Below are 18847 nucleotides of genomic sequence, written 5' to 3' on the forward strand. Positions count from 1 at the left end.
TCTTCAGCTGAAGCGAAAAAGCTCTGCGGGCGTGTCGACAAGGATGCGCCTGCGTGCCTCCGGATCAGGAATCCATGTGTCGAGCGCCCGCCGGGCCGACGCAAAACTGGCCCGATCCCGATGCTGCGTGTTGGGCCAGTCGCTTCCCCAGACCAGGCGTTCAGGTCCGAAATGCGCAAGCAGGGCAGCCGCTGCCGCGGTGGCCTGCGCCCCCTCCTCTTGATCCCAGCTTCGATAGGCGGCCGCAAGCTTGACCCACACGCGCCCCGTCGCGGCCTGGGCCAGCAGCCATTCGAATCCGCCGTCGCTTCCTTCGACATTGGCATTCGGCCTCCCGAAGTGGTCAACGACGACCTTGCAACCCGCGAGCAGCAGCGGCTCGACGCACGGCCTGAGATCAACCGCCTCCCGATGCACTTCCACGTGCCAGTCAAGCGCATGGAGTCTTGCAAGAAAACCGGACCAGCGCTCGCCGCGCAGATCGGGGATGGGAAGCCCGACGAGGTTCAGCCGGACGCCACGGACACCCAGGACGTCCAGTTCGTGGAGTTGCTGCGCGCTCGACGATGGATCGAGCATGACCACGCCGCGCAAACGGATTGGTTCGCGCCGCAACGCGTCGAGCAGGAACGAATTGTCGGTTCCGAGGAAGCTCGGCTGCACCAGAACGCCGTGCGACACGCCGTGCCTGTCGAGGAGGGACAGGTAGTCGGCGAGCGTTGCGTCGTACGCCGGGGCGTGGCGCCGGCGCGGCGCCAGCGGCAGGCCGTGCACGAACACATGCGCATGACTGTCGACAGCGGTGCGCGTGGCGGAAGATTCAAGCATAGCGTCGCTCGAGCGCATCGAAGTCATTCTTGCGAACCAGCGCCTGGCGTTCGGCAAAGGTGGCAACCAGTCCGCTCGATTCCTCGAGTTTCCCGACGCTGTGCAAGGTCTGGAGCGCCTGCGTCATCCCTCGCACGGCGCCCTGCAGGGCGGCGTTGGCGTACAGCACCAGGCCGAAACCCATGGCGGCGAACTCGGCCGCCGTGAGCGTGGGAGTCTTGCCGCCGATCACCACGTTGACCACTTGCGGGCAGGGAATCTCCGTCGGGATGCGCCGCAGGGCCTCCAGTGATTCGGGCGCTTCGACGAAGGTGATGTCTGCGCCAGCCTCCGCATAGGCGACGGCCCGCGAGATGGCTTCATCGATGCCTTCCACGCCGGCCGCGTCCGTCCGTGCAATGACCAGAAAGTCGGGGTGCCGCCGCGCATCGACCGCGGCCTTGACCTTGCCCACCATCTCCTGCTGCGTGATGATGGATTTGCCCTCGAAGTGACCGCACTTCTTCGGCATCGCCTGGTCTTCGAGCTGGATCGCGTTGGCCCCGGCGCGCTCCAGGGTGCGCACGGCATGGCGTACGTTCAGGGCGTTGCCGAAACCTGTATCGGCGTCCACGACGATGGGCAGTGCCACTGCGTCGCGGATCGCGGCGGTGTGCTGGGCAATGTCAGTCAAGCCGACAAAGCCGAGATCGGGCATGCCGTAGAAGGTGTTGGTCAGGCCGGCACCGCTCAAGTACACGGCTTCGAAGCCGAGATGCTCGATCACCCGGGCCGCCAGTGCGTTGGCCGCGCCGGGAACCATCAAGCCGCGGCGCGCATTGACAAGCTGTCGCAACCGGGTACCTGGATGGATCTCGCTCATCATTCGTCCCGCATGCCGGTCGCCTTGACGACCGCGCCAAGACGACTGCGCTCTTCGTCGACGAACTTGACGAAGGCGGCGCGTGTACCGCCGATCGGCTCGATACCGACTTTCTTGAGTCGATCGATGACTTCAGGCGTCTTCATTGCCTTGTCCACGGCATCACTCATCTTGTCGAGAATCGCGGCTGGCGTTCCGGCTGGCGCGTGGATACCTGCCCAGTGCGCGATGCGTATGTCGCCGAAGCCTTGCTCGGTGGCCGTCGAGAGTTGCGGATAGGCAGAGATGCGCGTAGTCCACGTGTCGGCCAGGGCCTTGAGCTTCCCGCTGGTGATGTAGGGCAGCGCGACGATGCTGGCTTCGGAGGTCGCCTCGACCTGCTTGCCGATCACCGCGGTGATCGACTCCGAGCCGCTCTTGTAGGGAACGACATCCAGCTTTGCGCCGTACTTGGTCTGCAGGATGCCGGCCACGAAGTGAGGCGTGCTCCCGGTGCCGGCAGTTGCCCAATGGAAGCCCTGGCCCGTGCGCGAAGCAGCGATGAACTCCTTGAGATCCTTGTAGGGGGCATCCGCGGCCACGAGCACCACCGAGGGCGCCAGGCCGATCATGACGACCGGCGTCAGGTCGCCGTCCTTGTACGGCAGGTTCTTCTTGATCATGCTGTTCGAGATCACGCCCGCGGCGCTCACCAGGAATGTGTAGCCGTCGGGCGCCGACTTGGCAGCGATGTCGGCGCCGAGGCTGGTGGCGCCGCCGGGTTTGTTCTCGACGATGACGGGTTGCCCCAGCGCCTTGGATGCGCCTTCCGCTGCCACCCGTGCCATCAGATCATTGGCGCCTCCGGCCGAAAAAGGCACGATCAGCCGTATCGGCTTGACCGGCCAGGCGGGCGGGGTCTGTGCGAATGCGCAGTGGCTGGTGGCGGCGATGGCCAGTCCGCACCAGAAGCCCATGCGAAGCGTCGTTGTCATGGTGGAGGTCTCCGTCAGATTTGTTGCTCAGGGAAGGACCAGTATCGGCAGGTACACCCCATCTTCGGAACCACCACTTCTGTTCAATTTCGATAAGCCGTCCTTATGACGATGCGACGCGGGCATCCGTGCATTCTTGCGTGGCCGGGCATCCGCAGCGCCGACTTCCTCTACACTTGGTTCGTGCCCGCGAACCCAATGAAACAGTCCGCCGCCGAGCGTCCCGACCCGACGACCCAACGCAAGGCCGCCATCGCCCGTGGCGCCGCCATTGACCACACGGGCAAGGTCCTGGTCGAGCCGATCCCGGACTTCGACCTCGATCGCACCATCTTCAAGACCCTCGAGGGCAATGCCGCCCGCTTCGTGATGACCACCCGGGTGGGCAAGGAGGCCCACTGGGACGCCGCTGCCGCCCAGGCAGTGCAGGCCGAGTACGCGGCCGCCCGCGCGGCGCACCCGCTCCCCGAGGTGAGCCCGGAGCTGATGCAGTTCCTGGTGAGCGAGTGCGACTTCGATGTGGAGCACGCCGACGGCTCGTTCCTCGACCACCTGTACTTCTGCTTCGAGTACAGCGTGCAGCACTACCCCCGGCAGTCCCCCCTGGTGATGCTGCTGCACTCGATCCTTGGAACTGGCACCAACACCTTTGCGATGCCGGCCGACAAGATCCCGGCGCTCCGCGAGTTGATGACACACTCGGAGTGGACGCAGACCGAGGCCTTTCCCTCCGTGCTGCGGCTGCTCTTCGCCGGCCCACTGCGCCGGGAGCTCCGGAGAAACGTCCACCGCGCCGATGCGATCGCCTCGATCACATTTCACCGGGTGATCGACAACCAGCCGATCACGATGAGCGGCGAGGATCTCTGGATCGCGCTGAACTACCAGCTCATCCACCTGGTGGACTTCCTCCCGGTGGCGAACTGGTCGGCGCACCAGAACGACACCTCGTTCATCCTGTTCCGCGATCTTTACGACCTGCTCGAGGGGGCCGGCAAGCGAGAGGCGATCGTGGGCTACACGCCAACCTCACGCCCTCGCAAGCTGGAGGGCGAGCCGCTGGGCGCAGGCGCCTGGCTCACGACGCTGATCCCGGTGAGTGTCAGCGAACGGGTGGCGGCCAAGTCGGTCGCCCGCTTCTCGGAGCGCATTGGGCACACCCTCGACTACCGGATCGCCTGGGTCTGATCCGACGGTAGATTCGTCCCGGCGAAGAGTGTTGCGGAGAGTGTCGATGCGGGCGTTCGGATCGCTTGGTCAAAATCGCCTATTCGGCGCACTGGACTGCCCCCGACCCGCGCCGCGCGCGATGGCTTGTGTCTGCTCGGCGCGGCGCGCAGAATCGTGCTCCCAGTCTGGAGGAATGGATCATGACGATTCCGTACTTTGTCTTGACGCCCGATCAGCGCGAAGTTCCTCTGAACGTGCTTGGCACGCAAGTCACGGTGCTGGCGTCGAATGCGGCAACACAGAGCTATGGGATCACTTTTCAACAGGGGGACGAGGGAACCGGTCCGCCTCCGCATAGCCACGACTGGGACGAATCCTTCTATGTCCTCGACGGCGAGATCAGCTTTCTCTGCGACGGTTGCGCCCACACCTGTCAACCTGGAACGCTCGTGCATGTACCGCGCGGAACGGTACACGGTTTTCAGTACGGCAAGGGTGGTGGCCGGATGCTCGAGATCACCGGGCAGAACGCCTTGGCCGCCCAAATGTTCACCGCCGTCGACCACGAGATTCCGGTGGGCCCACCCGATATTCCAAAGCTGCTGGCCGTTCTCGATCGCCACGGTGTGACTGTCGCAGCCTGAACGGCACACGAGGCTGCGTCCAGCGTCGTCCGGTCCGGTCTGTCGCGTTCGACCTCGTACGGCAGGTGTGCAGCGGTTGCGGTCCTTCCGGGCCGGACTGCGAACTCACGCTGTGAGGCCGACTCCGTTCATCAGGTGCCAAAGAGGCCTCAGGATCGACGACCGGTCTCATGATGCCCTGCACACTTTCTGGAGACAATGGACCCTCTCGAAACCGAGCATGAGGGGATCAAGATGTCAGCCGACGACTGGTGGAAGTGCGGAATCGTCTATCAGGTCTACCCGCGTTCGTTCCAGGACAGCAACGGCGATGGCATCGGAGACCTCGACGGAATCCGCGCCCGGCTGGATCATCTGGTCTCGCTCGGCGTCGATGCCGTCTGGATCTCGCCGATCTATCCCTCGCCGATGGCCGACTTCGGGTACGACATCTCCGATTTTTGCGACGTCGATCCGCGCTTCGGCACGCTGGACGGCTTCGATGCGCTGGTGCAGGAGGCCCATGCGAGAGAGCTCAAGCTCATCCTGGACTTCGTGCCCAACCACACGTCGGACCGTCATCCGTGGTTCGTGCAGAGCCGCAGCGCACGCAGCGATCCGCGACGCGACTGGTACATCTGGCGCGACCCGGCGCCGGGCGGCGGGCCGCCCAACAACTGGCTCAGCAATTTCGGCGGCCCGGCCTGGGCCTTCGATCCGACCACCGGCCAGTACTACTGCCATTCGTTCCTGAAGGAGCAGCCCGACCTCAACTGGCGCAACCCCGACGTGCGAGCCGCGATGTACGAGGTGCTGCGCTTCTGGCTTCAGCGCGGCGTCGACGGATTCCGCGTCGACGTACTCTCTCAAATCATCAAGGACGCGCAGTTCCGCGACAACCCGCCGAATCCGGACTTCGTCGAGGGCCAGGACCCATTTCACCGCTGGTTGATGCTCTACAACACGGACCTGCCGGAGGTGCAACCGATCGTGACCGAGATGCGCCGCGTGGTCGACGCGTTCAGCGACACACGCTCGTCACGCGTGCTGATCGGCGAGCTCTACCTGCCGCTCACGCGCCTGGTCGCCTACTACGGACTCAACGCCGAAGGGGTGCTCGAAGGCGTGCAACTGCCCTTCAACTTTCAGCTGATCGCGACCGAGTGGCAGGCGGCGCGCATCGACCGCCTTGTGCGCGACTACGAAGCCGCCTTGCCCGCCGGCGCCCAGCCGAATTGGGTGCTGGGCAACCACGACAAACCCCGCATTGCGAGCCGCGTCGGGCCACAGATGGCGCGGCTCGCGGCCATGCTGCTGCTCACGCTGCGCGGCACGCCGACGCTCTACTACGGCGACGAGATCGGCATGACGGACGTCCCCATTCCCGCCGATGAAGTGCAGGACCCGTTCGAGAAGAACAAGTCCGGCATGGGCCTGGGTCGCGACCCGGAGCGAACGCCCATGCAGTGGAGCGCCGCGGAGCATGCGGGCTTCACGACCGGTACGCCGTGGCTGCGCTTGGCGGCCGACTGGCCCACGCACAATGTGGAAACGCAATCACACGACGCAGGGTCGATGCTGGCGCTCTACCGGCGCCTCATCGCGTTGCGCAGCGCGCAGCCTGCGCTGAACCGAGGCAACTATGAAGCGCTTGAAACCGAAGACGAGGTGCTCGCCTATGCGCGCAACGGCGAAGGACAGCGGCTGGTGGTGATCTTCAACTTCGGCGCCACCTCGGCGCCGATTTCGCCGGCGTTGATGCCGCGCCAGCCGATCGTGCTGGCATCGACCGATCCTGCGCGCGCCGAGTTCATCAAGGGGCCCCTGGTGATGGCGCCCTGCGAAGGCGTCATTATCGGCGCCGTGAACGACAAAGGTCCGACGACACGATGAGCAATCAAGACTTGCCGGTCGGGATCTCGACGTAGCTGTGCGTATGCCAGCGCACGCGCACAGGCCACCTTGCGTCGGCAATGGTTTCCGAATTCACGTCCTTGCCGCTGCCGTAGTTGATCTGCCGGTCGGGGCGCCTGTTGAGGCCGATCAGCAGCACGATGCGGCTGCCCGCCGCAAGCCTGCAAGCCGTCACGCGTTCGGCGGTGAACGCAAGCAGCTGACGCTCGCCGGCCCGAAGAAGCCGGCGACGCACGCGATGGCCTGCGTAGCTGGCGCGGAAGTCGTAGGGATCGAACAGCAGTTGGTATTCGCCGCTTTCCGTCTGCTCGTACAGCGAGATGTTGAAGTCCACGTCCTGCCGCGAGGGCGTGATGTCGAACACGCCGCGCAGGCTGCCGACGATCTCGGTGTCCTCCGAGAGCGGATCACTGACAAAGCTGATGCTGTTGCGCGTCGGAAGTTGCTTCACGCGCAGCGCGTCCGGCCACGGGATGCGCACGTCACGTCGATCGGCGAGATCGACCGAGAGCCGCGCGCTGCCACCGCCTTCGGACGGCGACGGCAACAGGCGGTGCGGGTCGTCGCGCTCGCGGGTGTCGAGGTAAAGGCGCAGCCGGGTACGCTGCGGCGCGTCCAGCGTCGGCACATGGCGCCACTGATCCGCGCCCATCACCTGGTAGTTGACGCGATCCATCAGCAGAGAAGGCTTGTTCGTGCCCTTCAGGATGTGGTCGAGCCATTGGTAGCGCAACTCGGGCAGGTCGACGCGTGCGACGGGGTCAAGCGTGTAGCCGCGCAGCGTTGCCGCCGTGCCGAGCCGGATCGAGACCGCGTCGTAGGGGCCGAGAAGCAGCGTCGTGTCGGCCTGCGGCCGGTTGCGACGATGCTCGTGGTGGAAGTAGAGCGCGCCGGCGTCTGCGCCGTAGTAGCCGGCGAAGCTGAGCACCGGGATGTCGATTCGCGCGAACTGCTCCGCCGACGGCAGGAACTTCTGCCAGTAGCGATCGTGACTTGGGTGCGTCAGCCAGGTTCGGATCAGCCTGCTGCGCCTGCCCAGCAGGACGCGGTCCACGTCCCAGTAGGGGCGATCGCCACGATGCCAGCGCGCGTCGAGTGCCTGCCATATCGTGTCCGGGTCGGCGTCGACGTCGGCCCGCAGGGGCTCGCCATTCGCGTGCTCCTGCGCCCAGCGGACCATGGCGTTGCGGAAGATTTGTCCGGCCATTGGGAAGTCGATGCCCGGCGCCATCGGCGCGATCGTGGCGATGGCCTTGAGTGCCGCCGGTCTCCTGCGGGCGGCGGCCCAGGCGGCGTAGCCGGAGTAGCCGTCGCCGAGCATGCAGACGCGGCCGTCGCTCCACGCCTGCCGGGCAATCCAGTCGATGACGGCGGCGGCGTCTTCGCCGTCGCGAACGAACGGCCACACGGCGCCCTTGCCGTCGGGCGTGCGTCCGCGCACGTACGCGGTGACGCCGACGTAGCCTTTGACGGCGCTGCGCTGGGCGTCGTCCTCGGCGGGATCGAGCGTGAAGCGCAGCAGCGTCGGCAGGGCGCCATTCGTGCGGCCGGGCCGAACCAGGCTCGCATGGATGACACCCGCGCGCACGGGAATCCTGACGTCAGCCTCCGCCACGTAGCGGTTGCGGTTTTCCGCCGCGAACAATTCGGGCAGCAGTGCACCGAAGCTGCGACGCGACTGGTACGAAAGCCAGGTTCGCACGAGCGCCAGAGCATCGGCCTCCGGGAGGCTGCCCTTCGCGCGCCAGAGATCGAAAGCTTGACGCAGCGGCTCTCTATACACCGCCAGCGGGGTTTCGAGCCGCGCCATGATGGCCTGGGCTTGCGCGTTGTCGAGCGGCGACACCAGCTCCTGGAACGAGCGCGCGTAGGCTTCGGCGAAGCCGAGGCGCTCGTCCGCTTCGATCGCGCGCGCACGCGCATAGATGCCGTCGAGGATCGCACGCTGGACCAGGTCGTCGAATGGCTTGCCCTGGCGGCGGTTGCGCAGGGACCGGCTGCTGTCGGAGGCCGCGCGGTAGGCGCCGCTGACGATCTGCAACGCGGTCACGTTGGCCAGGAAGACATCGGTGTCCGCCTCCTGGTACACCGGCAAGATGCGCTGGGCCAGATCTCGCATCAGGTCCGCCGCGGTGGCATCGTCAGGATCGCGCGGTGGTCGGAAACCGAAATCCGCCGCCCAGGCCCACGCGGGCAGCGCAAGAATCAGCCGCATGAGGGCGCGACGCGCACGACTGACGGTTGACTCGGGGTGTCTCATGGTCGCTGCTCCTCGGGCACGGCGTTCGGCGCTTTGACCAGATGCACCACCTGCGTGAACAGCCGGTCGTGCGCCTCTCCGGCCGAGCCTATGTGGATGATGCCCGTGTGCGTGAGCTTGCCCAGCACGTCGATGATGAGTTCGAGCGTGTCGTCGTCGAACGCGCCGAAGGCTTCGTCCATCACCAGCCAGGGCGGTGCCTGCAGCACCACGCGGGCGAAGCCCAGCCGCAACTGCTCGTCCATGCTGAGCTCGCTCTCCCAGCGACCCGTCTTGTTCAGCAATTCTTCCAATCGCTGGAGGCCCACACTCGCCAGTGCGGCCACCATGGCTTCTCTCGGGTAGCTCGACGGTTCCATCGCATACGACAGCACTTCGGCCAGCGTGCCGCGGGGAATGTAGGGCGTGCCGCGCGGCATGTAGTGGATCGTCTCGCCGACGGGCCGGCGCACGGTGCCGGAGCCCCAGGGCCAGAGGCCCGCGAGCGCCCGGAACAGCAAGGTCTTCTCGGTGCCCGGTGTGCCGAGGATCAAGACGCGCTGACCGCGGTGCACGACGAGACCCGGGGTGTCCAGCCGATCGTGGCCGGTCCAGGAGCGAACCCCGAGCGCTTCGATCGCGAGCGCCCCGGCTTCGCTCTCCTCATAGGCGATGCGACTGCCGCCTGCTTGTGCCTCCAGATCGGACGCCAGCATCCGACGCAGGTCGGCGACACGCAGCAGCGTGGCGCGCCAGTCGGCAATGATGCTGAAGTTGTCGACGAACCAGCGCAGCGACGACTGCGCCTGCGTGAAGGCCGCGGCAGCCATCATCAAGCCACCGAACGAAACCTTCCCCGAGAAGTAGAGGGGTGCGGCCACCAGCGTCGGCGCGATGATGGTGACCCAGCCGAAGCCCGCGGTGACCCAGGTCAGGTTGGTCAGCCCGAGCACCACGCGCGATGTGGCGCGCAAGACGTCGCCGAAATGCATGGCGACGCGACGCTTCTCGTCGGCCTCGCCACCAGCCAGGGAGATGCCGTCGAGATGCTCGTTGATGCGCGTCAGCGAGAAGCGCAATTCGCCTTCACGCGCGTAGCGCTCGGCGTTGCGCGAGATCAGGCCGTTGCCGACCCAGTAGGTGACCAGCGAGCCGGCGACCGCATAGGCAATCGCCGCCCACAACATGAAGCCCGGCAACACATGGTCCTTGCCGTCGAAGAAGAGGCTGAAGTCCTTGGAGAGGACCCACAGCACGCTCGCAAAGCTGCCGAACAGCATCGCTGCCTGCAACAGACCCACGCCGAGGGCGACCGACAGATCGCACAGCTTCAGCGTGTCTTCGTGCATGCGCTGATCCGGATGGGTCCCCATCGGGCCGCTGGCCTGGAGCCAGAACGCCCGGCGCGGCTGCAGCCACAGCCCCACGAGGTCATTGACCACGGCCTCGCGCAGCTTCAGCTGCAAGGTTTCGCCCAGCCACCTCTGCGCGACGTTCAAGACCAGCAGCACGCCCGCAATGACCGCGAAGACGCCTACCTGCACGACGAATTCGCTCAGGTCGCGACGCGAGATCGCATCGTAGAACGGCTTGTTCCAGCTATTGAGCTCGATCTGCCCATACGCCGTGAGCGCGACGACCACGACGATCGCGCCCATCAGCGCGACAAGCGTTTTCGCGACCGGGGACACTCGCAAGGCGCCGAGCAACTCGCTGACCTGACGGAAGAAACCGGTCCTTGCAGCCGGCTCGACACGGTTCTCTGGCCTCGCGCTCATCGCCACCGCGGCGCCTGACAAGCGGCGGCCGCGATGCGGCGCGCCGAGACACACGAAATGAACGCGGCGTGGCTCCAGGCCAGTTGCTTCGCCGAGGTCTGCGCGCCGCTGCACTGGTCGAACTGTTCCGACAGGTCACCACCGGCCGGCGTGTACGCACGTACGGTGGCGAGATAGGCGTCACCGCGCTCGAGCCAATGGCGCGCATCGCCGCCCATCGCCGCGGCGCGGAAACAGAACTCGGCGGCGCCGAGCGTCGAGAAGTAGTACGCGCCGCCCGAGTAGTACACGTCGCCGGCGTACCGACCCATCGCCGCGCCACGGCCTGCGGCACGGCCGTGGTTGATTGGATAGGCCGCATCGAACAGCGCGTCGAGTCGCGCCAGCGTGGCCTGCATGCGCGGATCGGCCGGTCCATGCGCGGCCTCGGTGCCGAGGCTGTGGATCGCCGACAGGATCACCGCGATGTCCAGCGCCTTCGGACTCGGCCGGCCGTCCGCCAACACGCGTGAACGGTAGTAGCCGCGCGTCGAGTCGCGATCGTCTGACCGTTCGTCTCGTTCGTCTCGTTCGTCTACCCAGTAGTCGTCGAGCAGGCGCCGCACGGCCCGCGACTCCTCCCGGCAGCGCTGCGCCTGCGCCGTGTCGCCCAAGCCCTCCAGCCATGCCGCGCCTTCGGCCAGCGCGGCCCCTGCGACGCGCAGTGTGTAGTAGTGGTGGCCGAGTTCCTCCTCCCAGATGTCGTATGACGGCTCGCGCCAGTGACGCAGCGTGAAGTCGATGTCGAAACGGATCAGCGGCGTGACCTCCGCCAGCAGGGCCGCGTCGAGGTGCCCGCCGGCCGCCCAGCGCAGCAGCGCCATCGCGCGCAATGGCGGCCCGTCGTGCTGGGGGCGCGCCCATCGGAGGACATCGAGGGTACCGTCGGGGTTCACCCTCGTTTCGGCGACGACGGCATCGCCGTGGGCGCTCGCGAGGTCATGGTCCTCGCGCAGAAACTGCAGGAATTCGGGGGCCACGCGCGCTCTGCGGTCGGGCACCGCGGCAACCGCGCGGCCGTCGAGTCCGTTCACGGCAAGGCTGAAGCGGGTGAAATCGCGCAGATGCTGCAGGGCTTCGTCGCCGACGCGTCGATCGACGTAGAGCAGGCGCAGTGCATCGATGACGACGGCCGAGTCGCGGAACCAATGAAAGAAGTAGTCCGGGTCCGGGTCGTAGCCGCCGAGTACGGGCGAGGCGACGATGGCGCCGGCGATCGGCCGTATGGTCTGACCGAAGCCTGGGCGCTGCTTGACGATCGACACCGGCGAGATACTTGACAGCATCGCGCTCGCCGAATGGGACAGCTGTGTTTCGAGCCAGGACTCGAAAGCCGGGTCTTGCTGGCTCGCCACGCTGAAGGTCACGGTGCAGGCGACCCGAGATGCGGGCTGCTGAAGTCCAAGGCGCGCAGCCCGGCCTGCACTTCGGGCACGCTCATGAACAGTTTCCACAGAAGGCCCGTCCGATGGTTCTCCATCATCACGACGATCGGGCCCTGGTCGATGGCAAGAAAGGTGTTTGCGAACCAGCCTCGCCCCTCGCAGAACGCATCGACGAAGCCGTAGTCTCTCCACAGTCGCGCGCCATGCACCGTGAGGAAATGCCGCAGCACCCGCATCACCTCGGCGGGCGCATACGGCAGGCTGGACAGCGCCGCCGTCGGCGAGATGGTGCCGTTGTCGGTGTCCGGCGCGTGCGCGAGGTAGCCGTCGGGGTCGTCGCTGGCGGTCAGGCCCCAGCAAGATTCGCCGTAGCCCTTGTAGCCCTGTGGATTGGCGACACAATGCGCGCGGTTGATCCGCAGGTGGCGGCAGTTGAGATCCCAGTAGTCGGCGTAGCGATCCTTCAGGCCGTGCGGATCGAGTCCGCAGAACGAGTAGTGCGTGAAGAACAGCGGGCCGCCGTACGGCATGCCCAGCGGCAACTCGACGCCGTAGTACGACTGGCCGTTGAGAAAGCCGGGCCCCGCCGCGAAGCCTCGGTGGTAGACCCGCGGATCGATCGCATGGCGCGGCGAGGCCGCGGCCATCAGGTAGGTGATGAGGCACTCGTTCCAGCCGCGCACTTCATGGTTCATCGCCCAGCCGTGGTTCGGGCTCCAGTGCCAATACAGGACGTCCCGTCCGCCCTGGGTGAACCAGTTCCATTCGACGTCGTGCCACAGCGTGTCGATGTCGCTGCGCAACCGGCGCGCCGCGGTCGTGTCCTCGCTGAAATACTGGCGCGCACAGAGTAGGCCCATGCAGAGGAACGAGGTCTCGACCAGATCGCCCGCGTCGTCCTTGGGGCTCATCGGGATCGTCGCGCCGCTCGCCCCGTCCATGAAGTGCGGGAAGGCGCCGTGGTAGCGCTTGGCGCGCAAGAGGGCGTCCCGCATGCGCCCCAGGCGCTCCAGCGCTGCGTCCCGCGTGACCCAGCCGCGCTCCACCGCGACGATCAAGGCCATGATGCCGAAGCCCGTGCCGCCGATCGCGACCCTGTCGTCGGCCAGATCTTCGCCTGTGGGGCCGACGAGCGTGCGACGGTCGAGCGCCAGGCCGCTGGCGGCATCCGCACCGTCCCAGAAATAGCGGAAGGTCTGCCGCTGCACGGCGTCGATCAAGGCTTCATCGGGCAGGGCTGCCAGTGCCCTCGGGTTCCTGTCATCCTTCAACACGAACGGCTCCTTTCGTTGTCGTCCTGGGTGTCACGTTTGGTTTCACGGACTCATCGGCGCCACGCGGCCGATGCCCCCCCGCAGCATGCCATCATTAGGCCCCCTTGGGTTCTATTCCAAATCCCTGATGAGTCGCATCGATACCCTCATGGCCCGGATGACACTAGCCGAAAAGCTGGGTCAACTGACGATGACTGCCTCCAGCTACACCGTCACCGGGCCGGTGCTCGCGGGGGACTCCACGCAGTCGATCATCGACGGCACCGTCGGCAATCTGCTGAACATGGTCGGCGCCGGCCCCACGCGCGAGATGCAGCGACTGGCCGTCGAGAAGTCACGGCTCGGCATTCCGCTGCTGATCGGCCTGGACATCATTCATGGCCATCGCACGCTCTTTCCGATCCCGCTTGCGGAGGCCGGCACCTTCGACGAAGACCTCTGGGAGCGCACGGCGCGGGAGGCCGCGCGCGAAGGCGCTGCCGAAGGCCTGGCGATGACTTTCGCGCCGATGCTCGATGTATCGCGCGATCCCCGCTGGGGCCGCACCGCGGAAGGACCCGGCGAAGACCCTTGGCTGAACGCACGCATCGCGCAGGCCAAGGTGCGCGGTTTCCAGGGGGCCGATCTGTCATCGGCCGAATCGCTGGCCGCCTGTGCGAAGCATTTCGTCGCGTACGGCGCAGTCACCGCGGGGCGGGAGTACGCCGCCGTGGACATCTCCGAGCGCACCTTGCGCGAGGTGCATCTGCCGGGCTTCGCAGCAGCGGTCCGCGCCGGCGTCGCGACGCTGATGCCCGCCTTTACCGATCTCAACGGCGTGCCGATGACGGCGCACATCCCCTTGCTGCGCGACTGGCTGCGCGGCGAGATGGGCTTCGACGGCGTCATCGTCAGCGACTACAACGCGATCGCGGAATTGATCAAGCACGGCGTCGCGGCCGATCTCGTCGATGCCGCGGTACTGGCGCTCAAGGCCGGCGTCGACATCGACATGATGGCCGACGCGTATCGCAAGGGTCTGCCGATCGCGCTCGAGCGGGGACGGGTGACGATCGAAGAGATCGACGCGAGCGTGCGCCGCGTGTTGCGACTCAAGGAGCAGCTCGGCCTGTTCGACGACCCCTACCGTCGCGGCGCGACACCGGAACTCGCGGCGGTTGTCGCCGAGCGGCACAAGCTGGCGCGCGACGTCGGGCGCAGGGCCGTCGTCATGCTGAAGAACGAGCGGGACACCCTGCCCTTGCCTGCTGCGGCGAAGGCACTGTGTGTCATCGGCCCGCTGGCCGACGCAAGCACCGAGATGAAAGGCCCGTGGTGGGGTGCCGGCGAACACGAGCCGGCCGTCAGCGTGCTTGCCGGCTTGCGCGCCGCGCTGCCGCAGACCGACATACGCCATGCACCCGGCGTCGCCATCGAGGGCATCGACGACGGTGGCATCGAAGCTGCCGTCGCGCTGTGCGACGGCGTCGACGCCGTCCTGCTGTGCCTGGGCGAGCGTGCCTCGATGAGCGGCGAGGCGGCCAGCCGCGCCACGCCCGCGCTTCCCGGTCGACAGCAGGCTCTGGCCGAAGCGGTGACGGCACGTGCACACGCGCTCGGCATCCCCGTCGTCGCGATCTTGTTCTCGGGCCGCCCGCTCGTCGTCCCCTGGCTGTCCGAGCACGCCGATGCGCTGCTGGCTGCGTGGTTCCTCGGCGTCGAAGCCGGCCACGCGATCGCCGACGTGGTCACGGGCMGGGTAACGCCTGGCGGTCGCACGCCGATGAGCTGGCCGCGCGCCGTCGGACAGCTGCCGATCTACTTCGGCCAGCGTCCCAGCGGCCGGCCGATGAATCCCGCCGACTACTACACGAGCAAGTACCAGGACGTCGAAAATACGCCGCTGTATGCCTTCGGTCACGGCTTGACCTACGGCCGGTTTTTCTACGACGAGCTTCAGGTCGAGCCGCGGCGCGTGTGCGAGCAGGACGCGCTGAAGATCAGCGTCAGACTGCGTAACGTTGGCGCGCGCGAGGCTGAAGAGACTGTCTTCCTGTTCGTTCGCGGCAAGCTAAGCCGTGTCACCCGGCCGTTGCTGGAACTCAAGGGCTACGCGAAGCTGCGATTGATGCCGGGCTTTGCCGGCTCGGTGAACCTGGAGCTGCCGGCGGCCGAGTTGCGCTACCTCGGGCCGGACCTGCAGCCCTTGTTCGAGGCGGGCGAAGTCGAGATCCTCGTCGGGCCGAGTGCCGAGCAATCAGGATTGCTGCGCCAGACCATCGAGTTGTGTTGAAACCCTGGCGATCTGGGCGGCGGAAGCTTGGCGCATCTGCGCAGGGGGGCGCGGTCCAGCGCGGACGGGTTGTGACGGCACGCGATTTCGTCCTGATAGGGCCAGTCGACCAGAAGCGCGCCTTCGAGAATCCTTAAGAGTTCATCCACTGCTTTTCGAGCTTTCGGCCTTCGTTGCAGGGCTTCCGCCTGCAAATTTCCCTTGCTCGCGCCTTGACTGCTGCTTGGCATGCGGAAGGCAAAAGGCGTGATATTTCGCGTTCGCCTGGGATTTGTGACGGGACTCGGCTGCTCGCGAGGCGATTTCGCCGCCCGTTGCCGATAGCATCAACGTACTTTCTCAAAGCCAACATGACCAAGCGCAATACCGAAACGATCCTGCGCACCTACGGCTTCTGGATCCTGTCCTCGCTGCGCGATGAATGTCGCGAGTTCCTCGAAGCAAACACGCTCAGGGAATTGATCGAAAGCCCGGGCAATCTACGGTCGACGGTGCTGTTTCGCGATCAGGCGGACGGAACGGTCGAGGTGGTTATCCTGGCGCTGTGGGACTCGATGGAGAGCGTCAAGACGTTCCTCGGCAAGCAAGACTTGCGCAAGCCCAGGATCGATCCGACGGTCCACGCCAAGATTTTCGACCGTGAGCCTTATGTGCGGCAGTACGCGCTTTCCGACCCGCACGCGCTTGCGCTGATCCCTCCGAGTTGGAGACAGGGCTAACGGCGGCTTTCGAGCGTGACGAAGCCCGCTTAGCGCCCTCCGGAGATCTCGGCCAGACGACCGGTTCCAAGGTACAGCCGACATGGCCGAGCGAAGCTGGGCCGAAACTATCGAAGCGCGCCCGGCGCTATGTCGATGCTCGCTCGAAGGTCCGCTCTTCCAAACGCCGAACTAGCGTTCCGGGCCCGGTCCTGCTGATCTCCAGCGCGAGCCGACCGGCTGCTCCGCAGCGGTTGCAGTCCTTCGCCGTGCGCCGACCTATGACTCAGATCGCGCATTCGGCCGGAGAGCCGTCGGGGCCAGCACGTCCGGGCGGCCGACGGCTTCAGGCGTCGGTCTGCCCCGGCTGCAAGAGCTATCCCATATGCCTTGGTGTTCGACGGGCAAGCACCCCATATCATCGCTTTCGATTCGGCCCTAGCACGTGAGCGCTGAGCCAAACGTTCGCGATACACACCAATGAGTCAACTTTCATGGACCGACCTCTTTACGGATGCGTCTCACCTGGACTTTGAGCGCTTGCTTGGCCTGTGGCCCAAGACCGTTTCTGGTTCCGTTGTCCCCATCGGCGCTTCGGCGTTTGGAGACCTTTTCTTTCAGAGGCCCCTTGGCAATGTCGAGAAATTGGACGTCTTGGTGGGTGGTGTTCACTATGCTGCCTCTAGTTTCGACGAATTCAAGAGCCTGATGAATTCCAGGTACTGGCGCGATGCGAACTTGCTGACCGGCGGCGTTCGTTTGGCGCAAAGCAAAGGGCTCCCGAGGAAGCCGTCTCAGTTTTTCGGCTTTGCCGCGCATCCATCGTTTTCGGGCAAGATGAATTGGGCGTTGGCGATGCCAATGGACGCCGTTGATTGGCACCTTGTCTGCGCGAAGACCCTTGACGGCTCACCCCGGTAGTTGCGTATCCCGGCCAGATCAGAAACTGAGTGCAGGGAATCCTGCGGGCGGAGGTCCGTTGCTTGGAATCTATGTCTTGCTGCGCGTCACCCGCGGTTTCTGCGCGGCCACCCTCCGCGACACAGCCCGTTTCGCGTCCACGCGCAGGTCGCGGTTGTTGGCTGAGTGCCCTGTGACCCCTACCCTGGTGCGCGGCACAGCCAGGAACCCCCGGAAACCCCGCATCGGGCACCGTGCCTGCGGCCTTACCATGGCGGCCTGCACGCGGCGCGCGCACCGCGCGCCGGGCGGACACGAGAGGAGACTCCGATGAACGCGATCGCGCCGGCCGCATCGCACTTCGCATCACATTTCGCACCGGACATCATCGCTGCGGGCACCGGCGCGCGCCCGCGCTATCTCGTGACAGGGGGCGACCAGCTGTTCGCCGCCCGCTGGCAGCAGGAAGCGTGCTGGCTCCCCTTCCACGGCGCGGCGCATCACGTGCTGGTGCTGCACGAGAACGGCAGCACGGCGGTGCGCAAGTACGAACGCGGAAAGCTCGTCGCCTCGCGTTCACGACTGGGCACCGTGAGCTTCATCCCGTGCGACGGCACCGAATGGGAAATCGGCGGGCGCTGCGGCGTGGTGCACCTCTACATCGGGCAAGCACTGATCGCGCGTGTCGCGGCCGAGGAAAACCTCGGGCCGACGGTAGAGATCGACCCCTTCTTCGCGATCCGCGACCCTTGGCTGCAAGGCTTCTTCCAGATGCTGGTGAGTGAGGTGGAGTTGTACGGCACCGATCCCTTGAGCCCCGATTCGTTGCTGCTCTCGCAGAGCCAGCACCTGCTGGCCCATCACCTCGTGCGGCGCCACTCTGCGCCGGGGCGCGGTGCGCTGCTGCGCATGGAGGGCGCGCGCCTGCATCCGGCCCTGACGCCGCAGCAGTTGCGCCGGGTGACCGAGCACATCGACGCGCACCTCGCCACGCCGCTGGGTCTGGCCGATCTGGCAGGGCTGGTGCACCTCTCGCAGGACCACTTCATCCGCAGCTTCAAGGCGGCCAGCGGCATGGCGCCCTACCAGTACCTGCTGCGTCGCCGCCTGGAGGGCGCCGCCGAACTGCTGCGCACCGGCGACCTGCCCGTCGAGACCGTGGCCCGGCGCATGGGCTTTGGCAGCCCCGCCTACTTCTCGACGCGCTTTCGTGCGTTCCTCGGCGTGGCACCCAGCGCCTACCGCCGCATGCGCTGAGCAGCGCGGCGACTTGCGCAAAAGCGCGCCACTTTCGACATCCCGTGCTTCGTTCGGGCAGACATGCCCTGGTGTGAGTAGCTGCTCCTAGACTGGCTGCGCAGGCCGATCCCGGCCGCATCACCCCACGGAGACACCATGACCCTGACCGCCTTGAAAGCCACGCCGCCCGCCAGCGCCGCCCACGCGCGCATCACGTTGCCCTATCCGCATTTCCAGAAGCTCGAAAGCTATCCGTGGAAGCCGTGGGTCATGCCGGGCGTTGCCTACAAGCTGCTGAGCATCAACCGGCGCAGCGGCGGTTTCACCTGCCTGCTGAAGGTCGAACCCGGCACCGAGGCACCGGTCCACCATCACCTCGGCGCCATCGAAGTGATCGTGCTCGAGGGCGACATCTACTACGAACGCAACGACATCGGCCGCCCGGGCGACTACATGTACGAGCCCGCCGGCGACATCCATCAGCCGCGCTCCGACGGCGGCTGCGTGCTCTTCTGCGTGTTCGAGGGCGCCATCGCCGGCCTGGGCGAAGACGGCAACATCGTCGGCATTCTCGACGGTCGCAGCATGCTCGAGATGGCCACGCGCGACGGCGCTGCGCAGCACGTGCACAGCTGACGTTCGGAGCCATGCC

The 18847-nt window shown here is 66.2% G+C and carries 15 protein-coding genes; 8 read left to right on the top strand and 7 right to left on the bottom strand.

Annotation, left to right across the window (positions count from 1 at the left end; all coding sequences use genetic code 11):
* Nucleotides 1–3 precede the first annotated feature (3 nt).
* Genes AC1D2O_RS26205 through AC1D2O_RS26215 form a run of 3 tightly spaced genes read right to left on the bottom strand, consistent with a single transcriptional unit; the run spans nucleotide 4 to nucleotide 2664 of the window.
* Nucleotides 4–828 carry an amidohydrolase family protein gene (locus AC1D2O_RS26205; protein WP_478090360.1) on the bottom strand — a complete coding sequence of 275 codons (825 nt, stop codon included), beginning with the start codon at nucleotides 826–828 and terminating at the stop codon, nucleotides 4–6.
* Complete coding sequence (locus tag AC1D2O_RS26210) at nucleotides 821–1690, bottom strand: isocitrate lyase/PEP mutase family protein (protein ID WP_478090361.1); 870 nt, start codon at nucleotides 1688–1690, stop codon at nucleotides 821–823. Before AC1D2O_RS26210 ends, AC1D2O_RS26205 begins: the two co-directional genes overlap by 8 nt.
* On the bottom strand, nucleotides 1690–2664 hold the full coding sequence (locus AC1D2O_RS26215; protein ID WP_478090362.1) for a Bug family tripartite tricarboxylate transporter substrate binding protein: 975 nt from the start codon (nucleotides 2662–2664) through the stop codon (nucleotides 1690–1692). Before AC1D2O_RS26215 ends, AC1D2O_RS26210 begins: the two co-directional genes overlap by 1 nt.
* A gap of 198 nt (nucleotides 2665–2862) precedes the next feature.
* Here AC1D2O_RS26215 and AC1D2O_RS26220 point away from each other — a divergent pair, with 198 nt between their 5' ends.
* From AC1D2O_RS26220 to AC1D2O_RS26230, 3 genes are all read left to right on the top strand, one after another.
* The gene (locus AC1D2O_RS26220) at nucleotides 2863–3852 is read left to right on the top strand and encodes a hypothetical protein (protein WP_478158155.1); all 990 of its coding nucleotides are present in this window, start codon (nucleotides 2863–2865) and stop codon (nucleotides 3850–3852) included.
* 182 nt (nucleotides 3853–4034) lie between these two features.
* Entirely contained in the window at nucleotides 4035–4478 is a 444-nt protein-coding gene (locus tag AC1D2O_RS26225) for a cupin domain-containing protein (RefSeq protein WP_478158156.1), read from the top strand.
* Nucleotides 4479–4712: 234 nt separating this feature from the next.
* Nucleotides 4713–6350, top strand: a complete 1638-nt coding sequence (locus AC1D2O_RS26230) for an alpha-amylase family glycosyl hydrolase (protein ID WP_478087823.1) — start codon at nucleotides 4713–4715, stop codon at nucleotides 6348–6350.
* A 4-nt stretch (nucleotides 6351–6354) separates the two neighbouring features.
* Here AC1D2O_RS26230 and AC1D2O_RS26235 read toward each other — a convergent pair whose 3' ends face one another.
* The 4 genes from AC1D2O_RS26235 to AC1D2O_RS26250 all read right to left on the bottom strand — a co-directional run bounded on the left by AC1D2O_RS26235 (nucleotide 6355) and on the right by AC1D2O_RS26250 (nucleotide 13086).
* Nucleotides 6355–8631 carry a CocE/NonD family hydrolase gene (locus AC1D2O_RS26235; RefSeq protein WP_478087825.1) on the bottom strand — a complete coding sequence of 759 codons (2277 nt, stop codon included), beginning with the start codon at nucleotides 8629–8631 and terminating at the stop codon, nucleotides 6355–6357.
* Nucleotides 8628–10388, bottom strand: coding sequence for an ABC transporter ATP-binding protein/permease (locus AC1D2O_RS26240; protein ID WP_478087827.1), 1761 nt, complete (start codon nucleotides 10386–10388; stop codon nucleotides 8628–8630). Before AC1D2O_RS26240 ends, AC1D2O_RS26235 begins: the two co-directional genes overlap by 4 nt.
* Nucleotides 10385–11692, bottom strand: coding sequence for a glycoside hydrolase family 15 protein (locus AC1D2O_RS26245; protein WP_478158157.1), 1308 nt, complete (start codon nucleotides 11690–11692; stop codon nucleotides 10385–10387). Before AC1D2O_RS26245 ends, AC1D2O_RS26240 begins: the two co-directional genes overlap by 4 nt.
* Nucleotides 11693–11790: 98 nt before the next feature.
* Complete coding sequence (locus AC1D2O_RS26250; protein WP_478087830.1) at nucleotides 11791–13086, bottom strand: glucoamylase family protein; 1296 nt, start codon at nucleotides 13084–13086, stop codon at nucleotides 11791–11793.
* A gap of 127 nt (nucleotides 13087–13213) precedes the next feature.
* On the opposite strand from AC1D2O_RS26250, the gene AC1D2O_RS26255 reads away from it, so the two are divergent.
* The 5 genes from AC1D2O_RS26255 to AC1D2O_RS26275 all read left to right on the top strand — a co-directional run bounded on the left by AC1D2O_RS26255 (nucleotide 13214) and on the right by AC1D2O_RS26275 (nucleotide 18831).
* Nucleotides 13214–15358 (top strand): glycoside hydrolase family 3 N-terminal domain-containing protein, encoded by a 2145-nt coding sequence (locus tag AC1D2O_RS26255; RefSeq protein WP_478087831.1) that lies wholly within the window; start codon nucleotides 13214–13216, stop codon nucleotides 15356–15358.
* A 350-nt stretch (nucleotides 15359–15708) separates the two neighbouring features.
* On the top strand, nucleotides 15709–16077 hold the full coding sequence (locus AC1D2O_RS26260) for a hypothetical protein (RefSeq protein WP_478087832.1): 369 nt from the start codon (nucleotides 15709–15711) through the stop codon (nucleotides 16075–16077).
* Nucleotides 16078–16536: 459 nt separating this feature from the next.
* Nucleotides 16537–16977: a hypothetical protein gene (locus tag AC1D2O_RS26265; protein WP_478087834.1), complete on the top strand. Its 441-nt coding sequence runs from the start codon at nucleotides 16537–16539 to the stop codon at nucleotides 16975–16977.
* A 309-nt stretch (nucleotides 16978–17286) separates the two neighbouring features.
* Entirely contained in the window at nucleotides 17287–18213 is a 927-nt protein-coding gene (locus tag AC1D2O_RS26270; protein ID WP_478087836.1) for a helix-turn-helix domain-containing protein, read from the top strand.
* Nucleotides 18214–18351: 138 nt separating this feature from the next.
* Nucleotides 18352–18831 (top strand): 2,4'-dihydroxyacetophenone dioxygenase family protein, encoded by a 480-nt coding sequence (locus tag AC1D2O_RS26275; protein ID WP_478087837.1) that lies wholly within the window; start codon nucleotides 18352–18354, stop codon nucleotides 18829–18831.
* Nucleotides 18832–18847 lie beyond the last annotated feature (16 nt).

This window comes from Variovorax sp. P1_G12 (assembly GCF_056405555.1).